Here is a 17,663-nt window from a genome sequence, read left to right as displayed (position 1 = left end):
CAATAAGTTTTTATATGTATAAATAAAGCAAGTTTGTTTCAAAATAAGACTACTACTTAAAGTACTCGCCTTCGTATATGGAGTGCTAGGGCAAAAAGGGATTGTACATTGAGTGAGTCCACTGAAAAAATTATTGTTTTTAGATTTTGAAAGTGAGTTTAAATTAAAAAAGACGCTATTTTGTTCAAAACTGAACAAAATAGCGTCTTTTCCCTTCGTATTCCTTACTCTGATTCCCTCATTAGCGTTCTAATCCGTTTGAGATTGACCGCAAATATAGCCATCGCCCCTTGTATCTGCATGCCAAACAGACCCGCGGATGTGGCCACATCGTACCCGTGTCTATTTTTCAATTCACTATTCTTTGCTTCAATTTTATAGCATGATTTCGCTTTTTCTTTAAACTCACCACTGTTTTGAAACGCTTCTTGATCCTTGTGCTCATTCGATTTAATTGTCACAGAATAGGTTTTACTTTTGATCAATTTTTTGTCCAGTGCGATTTCAACTATCTTTTGAATTAGCAAATCTAATAAGCCCACATCCTGAAGACGGAGTCTGCGGAATTTCGTTAAGGAACTAGGATCAATCACCAAGTCTTCTGGTGCCATTTCAAGAAAATATTTAAACGACATATCGTATTTAGATCGTTCTACGACATCAATATCTGATAGGTCAAAGATAGATTTAAGCAATAAATAGTTGAACATAAGAATCGGTGACACTGCATTGCGACCGTTATCGAGACAATATTTATTCTTTAATTCATCGTATACAAAAGAGAAATCGACAAGGTCATTGATTTGATGCAGCTAATTATCTTTTGGCGCAACCATATCGTAAATCGCCATGAATGGACTGTGATTTAACGATTCTTGATTTGAAATCATCGGGACACCGCCTAAAATTAGTCTCTACATTATACAACAATAAAACGAGCTATCCCCCGATTTTATCGTGGAATAGCTCGTTTCCGTTGTCTTCATTTTTTTAGTGACTTCGTAAAATACGTAAGTAGATCTAGCGAAGGCGCCTTACAGCGGTAGCCGGAGCCATAAGACTGGCAGCGGTTTTCTGCCTGGCTTATGGCGGGAGGCATCCGCAAGCGCCGAAGCGTGTTAAGAGCCACTCACTAGTTTAAGTTACCATAGGAAGGACTTTTTCAGCGGCCTCAACATTATTTAGAGGTTTCTTTCTAGGCAATCGATGGCCAACATACTGAATTACACCTAGCACAAAGCCCTTGAATACATCTATCAATAGTTTGTATTCGCGGATTATTACCAGACTTAAGGGGTGGCTATACCTGGCATCACTCTCTTGTTACATTTTTTCCGGTGCAGAAACGCCAATCAATTTCAATGCATTGGCGATTGTCGTGCGTGTTGCTGTAATGAGTGCGAGTCGTGCTTCTGACAAGTCGCGATTGTCTGGGTCTAATACTTTTTCTGCGTTGTAGAAGCTGTGGAATGAAGCTGCCAGCTCTTGGATATACGTTGCAACACGATGCGGTATACGCAATCTCGCCGCGTCGCTAATGACTTTCGGGAAGTCACCAATTTTCTTCAGCAGTTCCAATTCTTTTTCGGCTTGCAATAAAGAAACGTTATCCACAGACGCAGATAGTCCTGTTTCGTCAGCTTGTCGTAAAATCGAAGAGATTCGTGCATGCGCATATTGTGCGTAGTACACTGGGTTTTCATTGGACTGTGAAATAGCCAAGTCAAGGTCGAAGTCCATTTGTGAGTCGCCTGAACGCATAGCGAAGAAGTAACGAACTGCATCCAGACCAACGTCTTCTACAAGCTCACGCAAGGTAACAGCTTTCCCTGTACGTTTACTCATTTTGAATTTTTCACCGTCTTTATACAACTGAACCATTTGTGCCACGTTTACTTCCAACGTGTCACGGCCATAGCCAAGTGCTTCAATCGCTGCCTTCATTCGCGGAATATAGCCGTGGTGATCCGCTCCCCAAATGTTAATAAGCTTGTCAAAGCCGCGGAATAATTTGTCCTCATGATAAGCAATATCCGGTGTTAAATAAGTGTACGTGCCGTCGTTTTTAATGAGCACGCGGTCTTTGTCATCTCCGAATGTCGTTGAACGGAACCAAGTTGCGCCATCTTCTTCAAAAACGTGACCGTTTGCACGCAATTTGTCGAGTGCCACATCAATTTTACCGTTTTCATATAGTGAAGTTTCCGAGAACCATACATCGAATGATACGCGGAAATCAGCAAGGTCTTTCTTTAATTTTGCCAATTCAAAATCAAGTCCGTGTTTGCGGAAATAGTCATAGCGTTCTTGTTCAGAAACATTGACGAATTTATCGCCAAATTCTTTCGCAAGTTCTTCCCCGATTCCGATAATATCTTTCCCATGGTAGCCATCTTCCGGCATTTCTTTATCTAAACCAAGCGCTTGGAAATAACGTGCTTCGATTGAATACGCAAGGTTATTGATTTGATTACCCGCATCGTTAATATAATATTCACGTGCAACATCGTAGCCTGCAAAATCTAGGACATTACAAAGAGAATCGCCAAGTGATGCACCACGCGCATGGCCTAGATGAAGATCGCCAGTTGGGTTAGCTGATACAAATTCGACTTGAATTTTTTCATTGGCACCAGAAGTAGAACGGCCATAATTTTCGCCTTGCTCAAGAACTGTCTTGACGACATCTCCTAAGTAGTCTGTTTTCAATTTAATATTCATGAATCCAGGGCCCGCAACGTCAATCGATTCGATCGATGTTCCAGATGTATCTAAATGCTCAAGAATTGCTTCTGCAATAGCACGAGGTGGCTTTTTCGCCAATTTTGTCAGCTGCATCGCAATGTTCGTTGCGTAATCTCCGTTGTCTTTACTTTTTGGTGTTTCCAGCATAATATCTGGTATTAATGTCTCTTCTACAAGTTCCGCCGCAATAACCGCCGCGCGTAATGCCGATTTTACCTCTTGTTGAATTTGTTCTACTGCGTTCATATTTTTCCCTCCGTATATGTAATGGTCAATTCGTATAGGCCAAGTAAAGATCCTTCTGCATGTAGCTCGTAAGCGACACGGAATCGTTGCGCTTGTTGCCGAAAATCAAGGTCAGTCGTTTTAACGAGCAAGTTAAATGATGCCGGACCGCTACCATAAGTCCCCAACCGTTCGCCATCCTGGATGAAGGGCAAACGCATCTTCACCGCACCACTACGCAATATCAGCGCATCCTCTGCCCCCATTTTGACAGTCGTCTGAACGGATTGACCATTTTGTTGTTCTTCATATTTTAAATAATAGTTACCTTTTTTTTCAATGAGCTGCCCCGTTAGGCTTAACTCATGAATCTCCTGATCTTGTCCGGGATGCCGGATTGACGAATGGAGCTGGATATCCACGTTGCACACTCTATCCTGCGTTTCCATACGTTCACCGTCCTTTTCCATTATGTACATCTTTTTATTATATCCTTTTCACACTCTATATTTCAATCTATCCGTATGATTCATGTTTTTACGTTCACTTCGTTTAATCTCTTTCCGCGCGTCACATACTACATGCAACGACATGGAAGGGGCGGGATTGTGTGCGACGGGTAGTATATTTAAAAAAAGTAAAGAGACGCAAGACTTTCAAACGGCTACTGCTGCTCTCCGTTACTGCATTGACAGCAGTAGTGACCGTTTTTTTATTGCTTCGACTATACGCTCAAGTAACGGGAGCCCCTTCTTTAAGTGTGCCAAAAGCTTCTGTTTTTCTTGATAAAAGCGGTAAGCAGATTGGCGATCGCTACACAGCTGAACGACGCTATTGGGTCGATCTTGATGACATGTCTCCCTTTCTAATCGATGCGGTCATTGCAACAGAAGATAAGAATTTTTATAGCCATAATGGCTTTGATTATCGACGGATTGCGGGGGCGCTATTAAAAGATGCCAAGGCTGGGCGCAAGGTAGAGGGAGCGAGTACCATTACCATGCAATATGCTAAAAATTTATATTTGACGTTTGAAAAGACATGGAAAAGAAAATTCGACGAAGCGCTATACGCCTATCGGATGGAAATATTTTACGATAAAGATGTCATTTTAGAAGGGTATATGAATACCGTTTACTTTGGACATGGCATGTACGGTGTCGAGGCAGCTAGTAAATTTTATTTCGGAAAACCTGCGAAAGACTTGACGTTAGAAGAGTCTGCCGTCATCGTAGCCATCGCCAAAGGTCCTTCGATTTATTCACCTATTGAAAATCCCGAAAAATCGCAGGAGCGGAAGTCTCTGGTCCTTTCGCTTATGGAAGCTCAAGGATACATTACCGCGCGACAAGAAGAACGCGCAAATCTTGAACAAATCACGTTAAAGACGCGCGAATGGGCGGATTCGAAACGCATCGCCCCTTATTTTTTAGATGAAGTATGGCGGGAGGCTGAAAAAGTGCTCACCGCAAAAGGACGCTCCCCAGCAGAAGGTGGCTGGACTATTCGTACCACATTGGATCCCCATCATCAGCAAACCGCTGAAGAAGTGATTGCCAAGTGGATGCCAGACAGTGATTTGCAAGTTGGCTTTATGTCTATCGAACCAGGGACCGGCTATATCACGTCACTTGTTGGCGGGGTTGATTACACAGAAAGCCCATTCAACCGAGCAACGCAAGCAAAACGTCAACCCGGTTCAGCCATGAAACCTGTTCTATACGCAGCTGCACTTGAAGAGGGCTTCAATCCACTCACTTTTTTATCGACGGAAAAGACAATTTTCACTTATGATGAAGGGCGTTCGACGTATGAACCGAGCAACGTGAATGGTAAATTTGCCGGACATCCCATTTCACTTGCACAAGCACTCGCCATTTCTGATAATATTTTTGCCGTCAAAACGCTCGAAGAAATTGGCTATAAAAAGTTTAGTAAAATGGCAGAAAGACTGGGCGTTGACGTCACATTTCCTGAATCGCCTGCTGTTGCACTTGGCACGTCGGACGTCACCTTGTCCGATATGACAAATGCCTATAATCGAATTGCTTCAGGCGGCACCGAAATTAAACCGATGACGATTTTATCGATTGCAGATTCTGAGGGGAAAACCGTGTACGAGCATCCTAAACAAAGCAAGAGACATGTGATTTCCGAACAAGATGCATCCGTTTTGACTCATTTGATGACGGGTATGTTCGATCCGGTATTCAATGACTATACTTCTTCCACTGGACTATCCATGCGACCAAAACAGACGCGACCTTATGCGGCAAAGTCTGGAACAACGATTTCCGATCAATATCTGATTGGCTTCACCCCCTCGCTAACGGCGGGAATTTGGACTGGATTCGACGTCGGCAGGCAATTATCCGATACAACGGATAAAGCCGCTTCCAAAAAAATATGGATTGAATTTATGGAAACCGTACACCGTGGCAAGCCACCCGAACCTTTCATCCCACCGCAAGGAGTGACCGGCGTCACCATTGATGTGGAAACAGGCGGCATCGCGGTCAATGAATGCGAAAAGCAACGGCTTGTTTATGTAAAAGAGAAAGATATGCCGCAGAAATTGTGCACGGATAAGACTTTGAGGGAGCAACGATCCTCAGGCAAGGATGATGGCAAGAAACTTGAGTTATTTCCGTTTTCGTTTTTTGAGTGAGTTAGGGGTTATGCGCGCGGGAGACTCGCTTTTGCGCGGCTAGCAAGTCCACTCTTTATCCACAATCAAAAAAGCTTTCCTCTCTTGAATAAATTCAAGAGAAGAAAGCTTTTTTACCGTCCAGGGCACCCTCCCTGTCGAATGATGTATCGCGCTTGGGTTTGTTTGATACAAAACTCGGTTGGAAATGCACAATTTCGGTTGTCCTAGCTTACAAGCACAAGCTATATTTTCAGTGTACTTCCTTTCCAGCCGACATTCAACCTCTGAATGAGAACTATGTGGAAACTGTCACAAATTGTTCATAATCTAAATAATTACACGCTAAGATCCGCATGTAATTGCGCTTCACTGCGATCCCACATGTCTTTGTTATGACCTGAAAGAAATTCAGCAAGAATTTGTTTTGATTTATCATCCATATTATCAACCATAATATGACGCTTCATTGATTTATCCATACGATTAACATGATCAGCGAGCACTTTATAGCCACGGCGTTTTTCACGGTTCACGACCATTTCACAAGCTGTGACACCTGCATAGTAAGGTCCGTCTTCTTTAAAATCAATCGTCACCCAGACGAGCCAGTACGGTTTACCACCCTCTGAGTCCTCACGATTCAGTGTAAACTTGATGCCACGCTCTGTATCACTTCTCGCGTGCATTGCACCAATTTCAATTTTTGCAAGCCCTTCTTCAACGTCAATAATGACAGGTGACACGTTTTCTAATGACAATGATCCAATTCCGAATCCTTTATGTCCATCTGTCGGATCATCTTTTATAATTGTAAAACCCATTTTCTGTTTCGGTTTTTCTTCATTTGTCATTCGCTTAAACCCCCAACTCTGATAATATATACACTATACCGAATATATGCAGAAAGGGGGAACTGGAATGCCTTATGTAACTGTAAAGATGTTGGAAGGTCGCACAGAAGAACAGAAACGTGCACTCTGTGCAAAAGTAACAGAAGCAGTCGCTGAAACAACGGGCGCACCTGCTGAAAATGTTGTGGTGTTCATCGAGGAAATGCCGAAAAGTCATTATGCTGTCGCTGGCAAACTCTTTAGTGATCAATAACTCATCAATTACGCCTTGGCGTAATTGCGTCCAAATTTTGAATTGCGCTTGAGGTCTACAGGATGTAGGTCATGCAGTCGTTGCGACAGGACGTCGCGAACCTAGACTGCCCTCTTAACTCCCTTCAAAATTTGTGACATCCGCCGGAGGCTTCATTTGAATCAGCGGGGTTTTCGCTGATTCAAATGAAGGCTGTTCCATTCGAACCAAGAATGGGACAGCCTTTTCTTATTGAACAGAACAGCGCTGCAATTCGGCGATGAAGTCGAATGCATCTGTCATTTCCTGTTCAGTGAAATTTAGTTTATTTTTCACGATATGCACTTTCGCAATCTGCTCGTCCTTATCGAGATGATCGAAATAGAGCAGTGTCGATACGAGCTCCAGGAATCTAGAACTTTTTCCATTCATCTTATCCACACAAACTGCAAGCGTTTCGTGCGGATGTTGAGCGGTTTCAAGAAAGCTCGTCCCTTCATCCGTCGCTGTGTAGCTATATTGAACATACGAACCCTTGTCCACGCACTGTTCCGCGAGAAATCCCATCGCGCATAGTTCTTCTATGCGCAACGTCAATTCCTCCGAATAAGGGCCGTACATATGTAACTCATACTTTTCCGCAAAAGGGAAATCCATCTTTTTCGCGATATAAATCATCTTTTGCATCTTTTTTCTGCCCTTCACTTCATTCGCGATGGAAATGAACTGCACAATCTTGGCATGCTCCTGCAACAAGAGAGCCACTCCTTTCTTAAATTCCTAATATCCGTAAAATTTGTCCGTATAATGGATTTTGCTCTTTCCCTTCATTCAACAAATCTTCTGGGAAATAGATTTTGTGGTCTGTTCGTCTTTTGCCTGAAATCGCATCCACGATATCCGATGACCGTGATAACTCACTCAATTCACCGTTTGGCATTTGCAAGTAGATCGGTAGGCGCTCATTTTCTTCGCCCGGCCGATAAAAATCATACGGTAAATCTGACGATGAATCTGCCACCAAATAATAAGCAGGGTCAATACCTGCCTGCTTAAACAATTGTTCCAGTTCACCAATTTTCCGATATTCTGTCGCCGGATCAAACTCTGCGTATTGGAACAGCCTTCTGTTAATAAACCGATAGCATAAATCCGATAAAATCGCGTCGTCTTCCTTCATCCAAACTTGGAAATAGGTCAATAAAATACTCTCATCAAGTGCTATATAATCCTCCAACTCAAATGTCCTATTAAAAAATGAGCGGAAATGGGTAGGTTCTTGTTTAAAAATATATCCACTATCATGTAAATGCTTCGCTCGATGTAAAATCTTCGTCAAAATGACTTCAGCACTGCGTGAAACGGGGTGAAAATACACTTGCCAGTACATCTGATAACGGCTCATGATGTAATCTTCCACCGCGTGCATACCACTATACTTAATGACTGCTTGTTCTTCTGCCGGTCGCATGACACGTAGGATTCGCTCCATGTCGAAATGACCGTATGATACCCCTGTAAAATAGGCATCACGCTGCAAATAATCCATTCGGTCGGCGTCAATCTGACTCGATATAAGGCTGACCACAAGCTTATCTGGGTATGTTTTCCCGATGACATCAGCAACCTTTTGTGGAAAATCAGGTGCCACACGACATAATACTGCATTTACTTCCGTGTCACCAAGCAAAATGGCTTGCGTAAATTGTTCGTGATCAAGATTGAATACTTTTTCAAACGCATGTGAAAACGGGCCATGCCCTAAATCATGCAGCAATGCCGCGCACAGCGTCACGAGTCGTTCTTCATTGTTCCATTCGGGTCTATGACTAAAACCGTCGTCAATGATGCGACGCACGATTTCATAGACACCTAGCGAATGATGGAAGCGGCTATGCTCCGCCCCATGAAATACCAGATAGGTTGTGCCAAGCTGCCTAATTCGGCGTAGGCGCTGAAACTCGCTTGTGCCAATCACATCCCAAATTACTTTGTCGCGCACATGGATATAGCGGTGCACCGGGTCTTTGAAAACTTTTTCCTCGACCAGTTTCTCATCTTTGTAAGCCATCGTGCACCTCCAATCAATTACGCCTCGGCGTAACGTGAATCATTGTTTCAAGTATAGTCAATTCCCTACTTGGTTGGAAGATGGAAAAAGAATCATTTATTAAATCAATCGCGCCTCCATTTATGGAAATGGGAGTCTTCTGCCTAATTTAGATAAAAAAAGATAGAATGCTTTTTTCCTTATGAATAAAATAGTGAAACCATGTCCACACTGACCGTAAGAAAGAGACTACTAACATATGTCGGGAGGCACGGAGATGGTGAAAGTTAGACAGGATGCTTGGATTGAAGAAAATGATATTTTATTGGCAGAGACGGTATTGCGGCATGTTCGAGAGGGGAGCACGCAGTTAAGCGCCTTTGAAGAAGTCGGCGATGCTCTTAATCGTACAGCAGCGGCTTGTGGATTTAGGTGGAACGCAGTTGTTAGACAGGACTATGAGAAAGAGCTCACTGACGCGAAAAAAGAACGTAAGCAGGCAATTCGTGTCCTTGGTAAGGACTTTAAGCGACGCGGACAGCAATTATATTCCCCTTCCCAAGGGAGCGAAGAAAATCAAAAGACAGCCGTTCCATTATCAGCGCTATCACTTGATACAGTCATTGCTTATCTCGTTCGCATGCATCATACAGGAGTAGGGGATAACGAATCTCTACGCTGGAAGCAGACCGCTAAAATTGCGAATGAAAAATCAGAGAAACTCGAAAAAGAAATCGAAAAACTCCAGCAAGAAAATAAAACACTGCGCGCGGATTACGAGCAATTCGTCCAAATCATGAATCGCGCGCGTCGTCTTGTGACACTTGAAGACGATACGGATCGCACTGCGCCCGTCTTCAAGATGGAACAAAATGGTAATCTAGTGAGTAAAGAACCGCCAATCAACCATTGATTGGCGGTTTTTTCTTGTGTTGGCTAGCTCTAGGAACGTTGCTTAGTTCTCGCAATACGTTGTTTAGTTGCTCGATTTCGTTGCTTATCTCCGCAAACGTTGCACACTTTCACGAAAACGTTGCTTAGTTCGGCCGGAACGTTGCTTATTTCTATAAACTCTATCATAAAATAGCCGATTTTCATTCACTTGCCAACATCTTTTTATTCCGCTCGAAAACTCGGTTTAAATAGAACGTGTATAATTCCATTTCTTCCGGCTTAAAGCTACCCATGACCACTTCGTCTGCGAGCTCACGCAACAACAGCTGAATGCGAATCACGACATCATTGACCGTCAGTGGCATCTCTAACAATTCTACGAGGGATGCCATCACTTCTGGTTTAATGGCTGGATAACTGAACTTCGTCTCTTCGCCTTGCAGTCCAATATTGTACAAATCGCGAATCAACTTAGCCCGTTCTGCCCCACTTCCTTCAACACATAAATAGATCTGGACGGCGATACCTTGGCGTAATCTACGCTGCGAAATGCCGGCAAATTTGCGGCCATCGATGCTAAGATCATACGAACCGGGACAGTAAGATCCGACAATTTCATAAGCTTCGATACGGTCGCCCGCTTCTGGAAACAATCTACGAATAAATGCCAGCATCACTTCGTAGCCTGCTGGAATATCGATGGCCCCATCATGTTCCGATAGCACAATTGATATATTCAACACACCTTTGTCCAGCACAACCGCGAGACCGCCAGAGTTACGGACGATTGCGTTATAACCAGTTTCCTCAAGCATTGGAATCGCTTCAGCGATATGCGGAAGACGATGATCCTGAATGCCAAGGACCACAGTTTGGTCATGCACCCATGTGCGCACGGTTGGACTGCTCATTTGCTGTCCGACGAGATGACAGAGCGTATCGTCCGCGGCGAAAGACTCTAGCGCAGAACGACTACGTGCCGTCATGGATTCATCCACAAAGCGCCACTCAGGGATTTGTAACAATGATTCATAGTGTGACATTTAAAATTCTCCTACTTATAGACTTTGCGCCGCTGTTATAAGGGCAAGTTTGTAAACATCATCTGCTGAACAACCACGGGATAAGTCGTTGACTGGTGCGTTCAACCCTTGCAAAATCGGTCCGATCGCTTCGTAGCCGCCTAGACGTTCTGTTAATTTATAGCCGATATTCCCCGCCTCAAGCGATGGGAAGACGAAGACGTTGGCGTCCCCTTGGATAATTGAACCTGGTGCTTTTTTCGCAGCTATTTCTGGAACGTATGCTGCATCAAATTGAAATTCACCATCAAGTGTTAAATCTGGCGCAAGCTCTTGGGCAATCGCTACTGCTTCCGCGACTTTTTTTGTTTCTGGTGTAACAGCTGAGCCCTTCGTCGAAAAGCTCAACATCGCTACGCGCGGATCAATGCCAAATGACTTTGCCGTTTTCGCACTGGCCACTGCGATTTCTGCCAGTTCCTGCGCTGTCGGTGCAACCGTGATGGCACAATCCGCAAAGACCAGACGCTCCTCGCCCTTCATCATAATAAACGCACCGCTTGTCCTTGAAATACCCGGCTTCGTTTTAATAATTTGAAGTGCTGGACGCACCGTGTCTGCTGTCGAATGTACAGCCCCACTGACGAGTCCATCTGCACGCCCTGTAAAAACCAGCATCGTGCCGAAGTAATTGACGTCTTTCAATTGCTCGCGCGCTTGCTCCAATGAAGTCCTAGCCTTGCGACGCTCCACAAACTTTTCAGCAAGTTCTTCAAAATAAGAAGCCTTCTCCGGATCAATAATCGTTATTGCTGAAATATCGATTGCTGCTGCACTTGCCGCTTGTGTCACTGCGGTTTCATTGCCAAGTAAGATTGGTTTTATAAGTCCTTCAACCTGAAGGCGCGATGCCGCTTTTAGAACACGTGCGTCTGTTCCTTCGGGTAAGATAATCGTTTTTTCATTGCCACGTAAACGGTCTTGAATGCTAGTAAAAAGATTTGTCATCTCTCTCACCTTTCTTAGTTGTATTCTACACTTAGCATACACGACTTGAGGTGTCGATAACAGCAGGAAACTTCATGTCAAATTCGTGACAATGGCACATATAGGAGGCGTTTTCTCAACCGACTATGCTACACTCAATTGAGAAGTAAATTCACGATGAAGGGGTTTGAATTTATATGATAGAAGCAGCACAAACACTTGATGGCTGGTATGTTTTACACGATTTACGCTCTATGGATTGGGCGTCATGGAAGTTGGTTTCAAAAGATGAACGTCAAGCAGCAGTGGATGAATTTCTTGTCTATCTTGAAAAACTCCAAAAAGCGGATGATGCTAAAACAGGCGCGCATGCTTTTTATACAGTAATTGGTCAGAAAGCTGATTTCATGCTCATGACTTTGCGTCCGACGATGGATGAAATTCAAGAGCTTGAAACAGAATTCAACAAACTCGCAATTGCAGACTTTACAATTCCAGCATACTCCTATGTATCAGTTGTTGAATTGTCAAACTACCTTGCAGGTGAATCCACTGAGGATCCTTACCAAAACCCGTTCGTTCGCGGGCGACTGTATCCTGAACTGCAACGCAGCCAGTATATCTGTTTCTATCCAATGGATAAGAAGCGCGACGGCGACGTGAACTGGTACACACTTGATATGGACAAACGTAAAGAATTGATGCGTGATCACGGTTTAATCGGCCGTAGCTATGCAGGCAAAGTGAAACAGATCATTTCCGGTTCTGTCGGTTTCGACGACTACGAATGGGCGGTCACATTGTTCTCAGATGACGTTCTCCAGTTCAAAAAATTAATTTATGAAATGCGCTTTGATGAAGTAAGTGCTCGCTACGCTGAATTCGGCTCATTCTTCGTCGGCACGATTTTAGATGGCGATAAAAAAGCATCGTTTTTCAATTTGTAATTATTGTCGGGAAGCCGCGTTCAAGATGCGGCTTCTTTTTATTTTTCCAACCACATCAAAATATCTTTTTTCACATCATTGCCATTCCAGAAAACGAGTGCTGCTTCTTCGCCTATCGTGTTAACTAGATGCTCGACGTAGTCCGTCCCCAGTAAATAACCTAACCGGTTATGACCAAAATAATCCCCTCCGGATAGGCGGAACCACTCCTTCTCCTTTTCTATGTTCCAACCGGACAACACGTCTTCGAAAAATCGTCGCTTCACTTCGGTTTTATTCTCCTGATAGCATGTCACCCACGAATCTCCGCCTTCATCGTAAGTAAAATAGACCGATTCGTTCAGCCCTGGGACGATTTTTTTGGATAAATAGGTCGCGGCTCCTTCAGTGTAAAGTGTTGTCAGTCCATGCGTCCAATCGACAGTTGTCCAGTCCATCCCTTGCCTAGCGGCGAATGAAAAATGCGTAACATGGCCAATTTCGTGGGCAGTTATCACTTTTAGGTGTTCTACTTCAGGCGATAGTTTCTCTACCGCAAAGTAAATATCACCTTTAATTTCTCTCGTAACGAATGCATTGGACCCGTACGTACCAACAAGTAACGTATAGCGAATATTAAGATCATCATTGTAAGTCTTTATATACAGCTCATCGATTTCTTTAATAATTTTCGGTAGACGTTCCGACATGATATGGATGTCTCCCATTTTCGTTGGATATTTCTCAATCGCCGCCTGAAGACGCTCTTCTGTTTTCGGACAATGGTTCGGGAAATAGTAATTAAACACCTCTGTATTTTCATCAATATAGGCTTCCAAATCAAGTATGCTAAGGTCTTTTTTTGATTCGTACAAATCTATAAAGTGCGGAATAATATTGTGGATACGCAAGTGAACTCCCCCTTTGCCTAAGTTTACCTTATCCATTTCTATTTTTCAGTCATTTTCCTTACACTTACTTCATATGATTTCCCAAGGAGGTTGTTCCTTGGCGGTGATAAAATATAATGACGCTCAATTAGATATGCTTGCACGGCTAATGCGGGCGGAAGCGGAGGGCGATGGTCAATTAGGAATGCTTTTGGTTGGTAATGTTGGAGTAAACCGAGTACTTGCAGATTGTCTAGATTTTAAAGACATTCGTAATTTGGAAGAAATGGTATTCCAGCGTCCTGGCGGCTTTGAAGCCACGACAAAAAGTTATTTTTATCAACGGGCACGTGAGACGGATAGAAAACTTGCTAAGCGGGTTATTAACGGGGAACGCTTCAGCCCCGGCGAGCGGTCCTTATGGTTTTTCATGCCAACGGGCAATTGCCCAGCTCAATGGTATGGCCAATGGAATACTGGCAGGTTTAAGTCACATTGTTTCTTTTCGCCAACAGTGTCGGACTGCCCTACTGTCTAAAACTATCTATATTACAAACTGAGGGGATGAAGAAATGGTCCAATATTATTGGAATCCTACCTATCAAAATCAACATATCACACCGCCACCAGTCACAATTCCGAACGGCAGACCTCCAAGTCCTGGGGTGCCCATTGGAACTCCGCCCGGACTACCTTTGCGCGAGCAGTCATACATTGAAAACATTTTACGGTTGAATATCGGGCAACCCGGTGTCTTTAATTTCTCCTTTGAACATGCACTCGATTCTGGCAAGAATACGAAAGCCATCGTCGGAACAGTCGTAGCTGCCGGACGCGACCATGTAATTCTTAACGAAACAGCAACTGGTCATGAATTCCTGTTTCCTATGATTTATTTCGATTATGCAGAGTTCGAAGGAAAAATAAACTATTTTCCTCAAACTTAAATGAAAAATCTTCCGTATGCCTAGTAGGGCTCACGGAAGATTTCTTTGTTTTCCACTCAATTTTAGTTTGTATATTTAACAGCTGCAATAATTAACATTGTCCAACCAGCGATGAACGCAACGCCACCAATTGGCGTGATGGCACCGAGTATGCCAATTCCAGATAGACTCAATACGTATAAGCTACCCGAGAAAATAATAATTCCTGCAAGCAACAAATAACCTGCCCATGTTAACTGTGTTGATGCGCCAAATAGCGATGAGCTCATGAGGATTCCAACGGCAAGTAGCCCAATCGCATGAAACATTTGATACTGGACAGCGGTTTCCCATACAGCTAAATAATGTTCAGAAAGCTTTTCTTTTAGTGCGTGCGCACCGAATGCACCAAGCGCGACAGCAATCGCTGCGTTAACAGCACCTGCGATAATGAAAAATGGCATTGTTTTTTCCTACTTTCTGTTATGAATGAATCCATCAAAAATCAAACAACGAGCCGCCGTTTGCATCTTCTTCCACAAGCGGCTTTCCTTCTAATGAAGAAATAGACTGCACATCGGGGGCAACAAGCATTTTCGGAACAATCTTCTCTTCTTGCCTAGCACTACTATTCCCACCAAGTGCCACTTCACACAGCGACCTCACAGCCGACAACGCTTCACGCATGGCGCGCTCGTCATTCGTACGCTTTGCCAAACTCAGTTGACGTTCCATTTCCGAGATGATGCGGTCATATGAAATCACCGTCTCACATCCCCTTTCTTCTGTACAAATTTTAAACATTCCATGCCCGATGATCGCTTTACGACGACCGACGGCAATTCCCTCGTTTTGAACTCGTATGCTTTACACCCACGCGGACTTCTCTGATCCCATGTCACGAAAAAATGTTGGCATTGAAAACAATTCACAGCCATTTCGGTCACCTCTATTCATTTTCACTTTATCACGATAGACGTGCAAATTAAAGCACCTCGTCCGTCTTACTCCAATCAATCAGCCCTTCATCCCACGCCTCTAAAATCTCATTCGTCGCTGAATAGGGACGACTGCCGAAAAATCCACGACTTGCGCTAAGCGGACTAGGATGGACCGATTCAATTACCGCGTGACGCGATAAATCAATCAACTTTTTCTTGTCCTGTGCAGGACGTCCCCATAAAATGAACACAATCGGCTTATCGCGCTCCGATAACCTCCGAATGACCTCGTCCGTGAATGTCTCCCAGCCTTGTTTACGATGCGAATGGGCTTGTCCTTGTTGTACAGTTAGCACCGTGTTCAGCATGAGTACACCTTGCCGCGCCCACCCCGTCAACGTTCCACTTTCCGGAATCTCACAACCAATATCTGACGACAATTCCTTGAACATATTGCGCAAACTCGGCGGGATCTTCACACCCGGCTGCACGGAAAAACTCAAGCCATGCGCTTGTCCCGGTCCGTGATACGGATCTTGTCCTAAAATGACAACCTTCACTTCATTGAACGGTGTCCATTTAAAAGCCGTCCACAAATCATCCATCTGTGGATAAATCGTTTGCTCCACATATTCCTTTTCAAGAAATTTACACAGTTTTATATAATATGGTTTTGCAAATTCTTCTTGCAACACCGCATCCCAGTCATTACCTAAAATCACCTTATTCATCAGCCATCTCTTCTTTGAATTCAATTGTCACATCATACCCCGCGAATGAAAACATTTCCCGTAACGTCTTCTCGGCATTTTGTTGGGCCATCGTCAAGACACCTTGTCCAGCCGTCTCTTCCAATATCAGTTCTTTCGCTTCCGCGGCAAGTTCATAAGCCTCTTCGATATTCGCTTTTTCACGGAAAAGTCCTTCGTAGGAGTAGACTTCAACTTTATCAAAATAGATTTCAGCCCCTCCTAAAAAGGTTGCAGGTGGTAATGTCAGTTTCGCCGTTTTATTGTCCTCATCGATGACGACATCTTTTTCCGTTACATTGGACATGTCAACGCCCGCCTTCACCGATCCAGGAATAACGACCAGTAACTGGCGCTTCGTGCCTGGCAAGTTAAGCCCGATGCTTTGTCCAAACAACTTATTGTCTTCACGCTCAATGATGACTTTCGTATAAGCCTCTGCTGTTGCGAGCTCGTTCAATTCTTGGATTTGCTCTAAAAACGCACCCTTTTGCTCTATATATGTGCTCCCTTGTTTAAGAACGAAAAATGTAATAAACGGCAGAGCCGCAATAAGCAGTATAATCAGCAATGCAATGACTAGAAATGATTTCCGCCATACTGAAAAGAATAGTTTCCCAGCTCGCCAAAAGCCAAATGGACGGTCCCTTACTTCATCTACTGTCACTGCTGATTCCTTTTTGGCAGCTTGTAATTCTTTCAACAACTGCTCCATATCATCCGATTTCTTTCCCTTTTTCATATCATCCCTCATTTCCTCTTTATTCGACACTATCTACTACGTTTAGATTATAGGAAAGTTGCAGTTCAAACAACTAGAAAGGCATGGTAGGATTATACAAGGGAGCTAGCTACTGTTATCAAAAACATTGAAGATTATATAAAAATATAGTAAAAGATCTATTAGCTTCGAAGTTTTTTAACGGTTATCTGCGAGTTAAATAGGGTAAAGGTTGTTAAAGAAGTTGAAACTGCGATTGGAAGGGAAAAAAGTAAAGGGGATGCTTGTTTTGAAAAAAGCATATAAAACGGAAGTACTCCTCACCGCTGCCCAACAACAAAAAGTCAACCAAACTATCGGCGTTTGTCGATACGTCTACAATTTGTATCTTCACACCGCACAAGAACATTATCAAAAAACAAAGAAGCACCTATCCGGTTACGATTTTTCAAAATGGCTGAACAATGTCCATACGAAGGAAACCGATCAATGGATTAAAGATGTCTCGAGTAAAGCTGTGAAACAAGCCATTATGAATGGCGATAAGGCTTTTCGGAACTTTTTTAAAGGATTGGCTCAATTTCCACGGTTCAAAAAGAAGAGATATCAAGATGTAAAAGCCTATTTTCCGAAAAATAATGCGACTGATTTGACAGTTGAACGTCATCGCATTAAAGTGCCAACGATTGGTTGGGTTTGTTTGAAGGAATTGGGTTATATCCCAACGAATACAGCCGTCATAAATTGTACGGTATCACAAAAAGCGGGTCTATATTTTGTTTCTGTGTTATGTGAGGTTGAAGAAGTGAAAGAAGCACATGTGCCCGAGCATGACGGAATTGGCATTGATTTAG

21 protein-coding genes are annotated in these 17,663 nt (G+C 43.4%); 7 read left to right on the top strand and 14 right to left on the bottom strand.

Features of this window, described 5'->3' with window-relative positions:
• Nucleotides 1-224 precede the first annotated feature (224 nt).
• The 3 genes from R2B72_RS18670 to R2B72_RS12595 form a co-directional block, all read right to left on the bottom strand.
• The gene (locus R2B72_RS18670) at nucleotides 225-812 is read right to left on the bottom strand and encodes a transposase (RefSeq protein WP_412177847.1); all 588 of its coding nucleotides are present in this window, start codon (nucleotides 810-812) and stop codon (nucleotides 225-227) included.
• Nucleotides 813-1,323: 511 nt separating this feature from the next.
• On the bottom strand, nucleotides 1,324-2,991 hold the full coding sequence (gene argS / locus R2B72_RS12600) for an arginine--tRNA ligase (protein WP_318616954.1): 1,668 nt from the start codon (nucleotides 2,989-2,991) through the stop codon (nucleotides 1,324-1,326).
• On the bottom strand, nucleotides 2,988-3,440 hold the full coding sequence (locus R2B72_RS12595) for a DUF1934 domain-containing protein (protein WP_318616953.1): 453 nt from the start codon (nucleotides 3,438-3,440) through the stop codon (nucleotides 2,988-2,990). Before R2B72_RS12595 ends, argS begins: the two co-directional genes overlap by 4 nt.
• Before the next feature lie 140 nt (nucleotides 3,441-3,580).
• On the opposite strand from R2B72_RS12595, the gene R2B72_RS12590 reads away from it, so the two are divergent.
• A complete protein-coding gene (locus R2B72_RS12590) occupies nucleotides 3,581-5,638 on the top strand; it encodes a PBP1A family penicillin-binding protein (RefSeq protein ID WP_318616952.1) in 2,058 nt (685 codons plus the stop codon).
• A gap of 317 nt (nucleotides 5,639-5,955) precedes the next feature.
• Here the strand turns inward: R2B72_RS12590 and R2B72_RS12585 are convergent, their stop codons facing one another.
• The gene (locus R2B72_RS12585; RefSeq protein ID WP_318616951.1) at nucleotides 5,956-6,471 is read right to left on the bottom strand and encodes a YwhD family protein; all 516 of its coding nucleotides are present in this window, start codon (nucleotides 6,469-6,471) and stop codon (nucleotides 5,956-5,958) included.
• 67 nt (nucleotides 6,472-6,538) lie between these two features.
• Between R2B72_RS12585 and R2B72_RS12580 the strand changes: the two genes are divergently transcribed.
• Nucleotides 6,539-6,724 (top strand): 2-hydroxymuconate tautomerase, encoded by a 186-nt coding sequence (locus R2B72_RS12580; protein ID WP_318616949.1) that lies wholly within the window; start codon nucleotides 6,539-6,541, stop codon nucleotides 6,722-6,724.
• Between the two features lie 228 nt (nucleotides 6,725-6,952).
• Here the strand turns inward: R2B72_RS12580 and R2B72_RS12575 are convergent, their stop codons facing one another.
• Nucleotides 6,953-7,459, bottom strand: coding sequence for a YwgA family protein (locus R2B72_RS12575; RefSeq protein ID WP_318616948.1), 507 nt, complete (start codon nucleotides 7,457-7,459; stop codon nucleotides 6,953-6,955).
• A 16-nt stretch (nucleotides 7,460-7,475) separates the two neighbouring features.
• Nucleotides 7,476-8,774 carry an HD domain-containing protein gene (locus tag R2B72_RS12570; RefSeq protein WP_318616947.1) on the bottom strand — a complete coding sequence of 433 codons (1,299 nt, stop codon included), beginning with the start codon at nucleotides 8,772-8,774 and terminating at the stop codon, nucleotides 7,476-7,478.
• A gap of 256 nt (nucleotides 8,775-9,030) precedes the next feature.
• Here R2B72_RS12570 and R2B72_RS12565 point away from each other — a divergent pair, with 256 nt between their 5' ends.
• Entirely contained in the window at nucleotides 9,031-9,666 is a 636-nt protein-coding gene (locus R2B72_RS12565; protein ID WP_318616946.1) for an RsfA family transcriptional regulator, read from the top strand.
• Nucleotides 9,667-9,847: 181 nt separating this feature from the next.
• On the opposite strand, the gene R2B72_RS12560 is transcribed toward R2B72_RS12565, so the two are convergent.
• On the bottom strand, nucleotides 9,848-10,690 hold the full coding sequence (locus tag R2B72_RS12560) for a lipoate--protein ligase family protein (RefSeq protein ID WP_318616945.1): 843 nt from the start codon (nucleotides 10,688-10,690) through the stop codon (nucleotides 9,848-9,850).
• A 15-nt stretch (nucleotides 10,691-10,705) separates the two neighbouring features.
• On the bottom strand, nucleotides 10,706-11,677 hold the full coding sequence (pta, locus tag R2B72_RS12555) for a phosphate acetyltransferase (protein ID WP_318616944.1): 972 nt from the start codon (nucleotides 11,675-11,677) through the stop codon (nucleotides 10,706-10,708).
• Nucleotides 11,678-11,853: 176 nt separating this feature from the next.
• Here pta and hemQ point away from each other — a divergent pair, with 176 nt between their 5' ends.
• The gene (hemQ, locus tag R2B72_RS12550; protein ID WP_318616942.1) at nucleotides 11,854-12,603 is read left to right on the top strand and encodes a hydrogen peroxide-dependent heme synthase; all 750 of its coding nucleotides are present in this window, start codon (nucleotides 11,854-11,856) and stop codon (nucleotides 12,601-12,603) included.
• Between the two features lie 38 nt (nucleotides 12,604-12,641).
• On the opposite strand, the gene R2B72_RS12545 is transcribed toward hemQ, so the two are convergent.
• On the bottom strand, nucleotides 12,642-13,529 hold the full coding sequence (locus tag R2B72_RS12545) for an aminopeptidase (protein ID WP_318616941.1): 888 nt from the start codon (nucleotides 13,527-13,529) through the stop codon (nucleotides 12,642-12,644).
• Between the two features lie 37 nt (nucleotides 13,530-13,566).
• Here R2B72_RS12545 and R2B72_RS12540 point away from each other — a divergent pair, with 37 nt between their 5' ends.
• The gene (locus R2B72_RS12540) at nucleotides 13,567-14,010 is read left to right on the top strand and encodes a cell wall hydrolase (protein ID WP_412177846.1); all 444 of its coding nucleotides are present in this window, start codon (nucleotides 13,567-13,569) and stop codon (nucleotides 14,008-14,010) included.
• 34 nt (nucleotides 14,011-14,044) lie between these two features.
• Nucleotides 14,045-14,419, top strand: coding sequence for a spore coat protein GerQ (locus R2B72_RS12535; RefSeq protein WP_318616939.1), 375 nt, complete (start codon nucleotides 14,045-14,047; stop codon nucleotides 14,417-14,419).
• Between the two features lie 62 nt (nucleotides 14,420-14,481).
• Here R2B72_RS12535 and R2B72_RS12530 read toward each other — a convergent pair whose 3' ends face one another.
• From R2B72_RS12530 to R2B72_RS12510, 5 genes are read right to left on the bottom strand one after another with little or no spacing between them, the layout of a single operon-like run.
• Nucleotides 14,482-14,862, bottom strand: a complete 381-nt coding sequence (locus R2B72_RS12530) for a DUF423 domain-containing protein (protein WP_318616938.1) — start codon at nucleotides 14,860-14,862, stop codon at nucleotides 14,482-14,484.
• Nucleotides 14,863-14,896: 34 nt separating this feature from the next.
• Nucleotides 14,897-15,163, bottom strand: coding sequence for a YwdI family protein (locus R2B72_RS12525; RefSeq protein WP_318616936.1), 267 nt, complete (start codon nucleotides 15,161-15,163; stop codon nucleotides 14,897-14,899).
• Entirely contained in the window at nucleotides 15,160-15,336 is a 177-nt protein-coding gene (locus tag R2B72_RS12520; RefSeq protein ID WP_318616935.1) for a uracil-DNA glycosylase, read from the bottom strand. The genes R2B72_RS12525 and R2B72_RS12520 overlap by 4 nt, the downstream gene beginning before the upstream one ends.
• A gap of 47 nt (nucleotides 15,337-15,383) precedes the next feature.
• Nucleotides 15,384-16,070 carry a uracil-DNA glycosylase gene (locus R2B72_RS12515; protein ID WP_318616934.1) on the bottom strand — a complete coding sequence of 229 codons (687 nt, stop codon included), beginning with the start codon at nucleotides 16,068-16,070 and terminating at the stop codon, nucleotides 15,384-15,386.
• Nucleotides 16,063-16,830 (bottom strand): DUF4230 domain-containing protein, encoded by a 768-nt coding sequence (locus R2B72_RS12510; protein ID WP_318616933.1) that lies wholly within the window; start codon nucleotides 16,828-16,830, stop codon nucleotides 16,063-16,065. The genes R2B72_RS12515 and R2B72_RS12510 overlap by 8 nt, the downstream gene beginning before the upstream one ends.
• Before the next feature lie 268 nt (nucleotides 16,831-17,098).
• Between R2B72_RS12510 and R2B72_RS12505 the strand changes: the two genes are divergently transcribed.
• Nucleotides 17,099-17,663, top strand: a 565-nt coding sequence (locus tag R2B72_RS12505) for a transposase (protein WP_318616931.1), incomplete at its 3' end; no start/stop codon positions are given.

The sequence above is a fragment of the Sporosarcina sp. YIM B06819 genome (genome assembly GCF_033485175.1).
Taxonomy (GTDB): Bacteria; Bacillota; Bacilli; order Bacillales_A; family Planococcaceae; genus Sporosarcina.
The sequence above is the reverse complement of the archived record's forward strand: the minus strand, read 5'-3'. Positions and strand labels throughout refer to the sequence as shown.

What these genes read in the sequence shown, in the direction of transcription:
- R2B72_RS12535 (WP_318616939.1), top strand. Translation starts at nt 14,045, where the DNA reads ATGGTCCAATATTATTGGAATCCTACCTATCAAAATCAACATATCACA.
- R2B72_RS12540 (WP_412177846.1), top strand. Translation starts at nt 13,567, where the DNA reads ATGATTTCCCAAGGAGGTTGTTCCTTGGCGGTGATAAAATATAATGAC.
- R2B72_RS12530 (WP_318616938.1), bottom strand. Translation starts at nt 14,862, where the DNA reads ATGCCATTTTTCATTATCGCAGGTGCTGTTAACGCAGCGATTGCTGTC.
- R2B72_RS12510 (WP_318616933.1), bottom strand. Translation starts at nt 16,830, where the DNA reads ATGAAAAAGGGAAAGAAATCGGATGATATGGAGCAGTTGTTGAAAGAA.
- R2B72_RS12595 (WP_318616953.1), bottom strand. Translation starts at nt 3,440, where the DNA reads ATGGAAAAGGACGGTGAACGTATGGAAACGCAGGATAGAGTGTGCAAC.
- R2B72_RS12560 (WP_318616945.1), bottom strand. Translation starts at nt 10,690, where the DNA reads ATGTCACACTATGAATCATTGTTACAAATCCCTGAGTGGCGCTTTGTG.
- R2B72_RS12515 (WP_318616934.1), bottom strand. Translation starts at nt 16,070, where the DNA reads ATGAATAAGGTGATTTTAGGTAATGACTGGGATGCGGTGTTGCAAGAA.
- hemQ (WP_318616942.1), top strand. Translation starts at nt 11,854, where the DNA reads ATGATAGAAGCAGCACAAACACTTGATGGCTGGTATGTTTTACACGAT.
- R2B72_RS12585 (WP_318616951.1), bottom strand. Translation starts at nt 6,471, where the DNA reads ATGACAAATGAAGAAAAACCGAAACAGAAAATGGGTTTTACAATTATA.
- R2B72_RS12565 (WP_318616946.1), top strand. Translation starts at nt 9,031, where the DNA reads ATGGTGAAAGTTAGACAGGATGCTTGGATTGAAGAAAATGATATTTTA.
- pta (WP_318616944.1), bottom strand. Translation starts at nt 11,677, where the DNA reads ATGACAAATCTTTTTACTAGCATTCAAGACCGTTTACGTGGCAATGAA.
- R2B72_RS12580 (WP_318616949.1), top strand. Translation starts at nt 6,539, where the DNA reads ATGCCTTATGTAACTGTAAAGATGTTGGAAGGTCGCACAGAAGAACAG.
- R2B72_RS12545 (WP_318616941.1), bottom strand. Translation starts at nt 13,529, where the DNA reads ATGGATAAGGTAAACTTAGGCAAAGGGGGAGTTCACTTGCGTATCCAC.
- R2B72_RS12570 (WP_318616947.1), bottom strand. Translation starts at nt 8,774, where the DNA reads ATGGCTTACAAAGATGAGAAACTGGTCGAGGAAAAAGTTTTCAAAGAC.
- R2B72_RS12520 (WP_318616935.1), bottom strand. Translation starts at nt 15,336, where the DNA reads ATGGCTGTGAATTGTTTTCAATGCCAACATTTTTTCGTGACATGGGAT.
- argS (WP_318616954.1), bottom strand. Translation starts at nt 2,991, where the DNA reads ATGAACGCAGTAGAACAAATTCAACAAGAGGTAAAATCGGCATTACGC.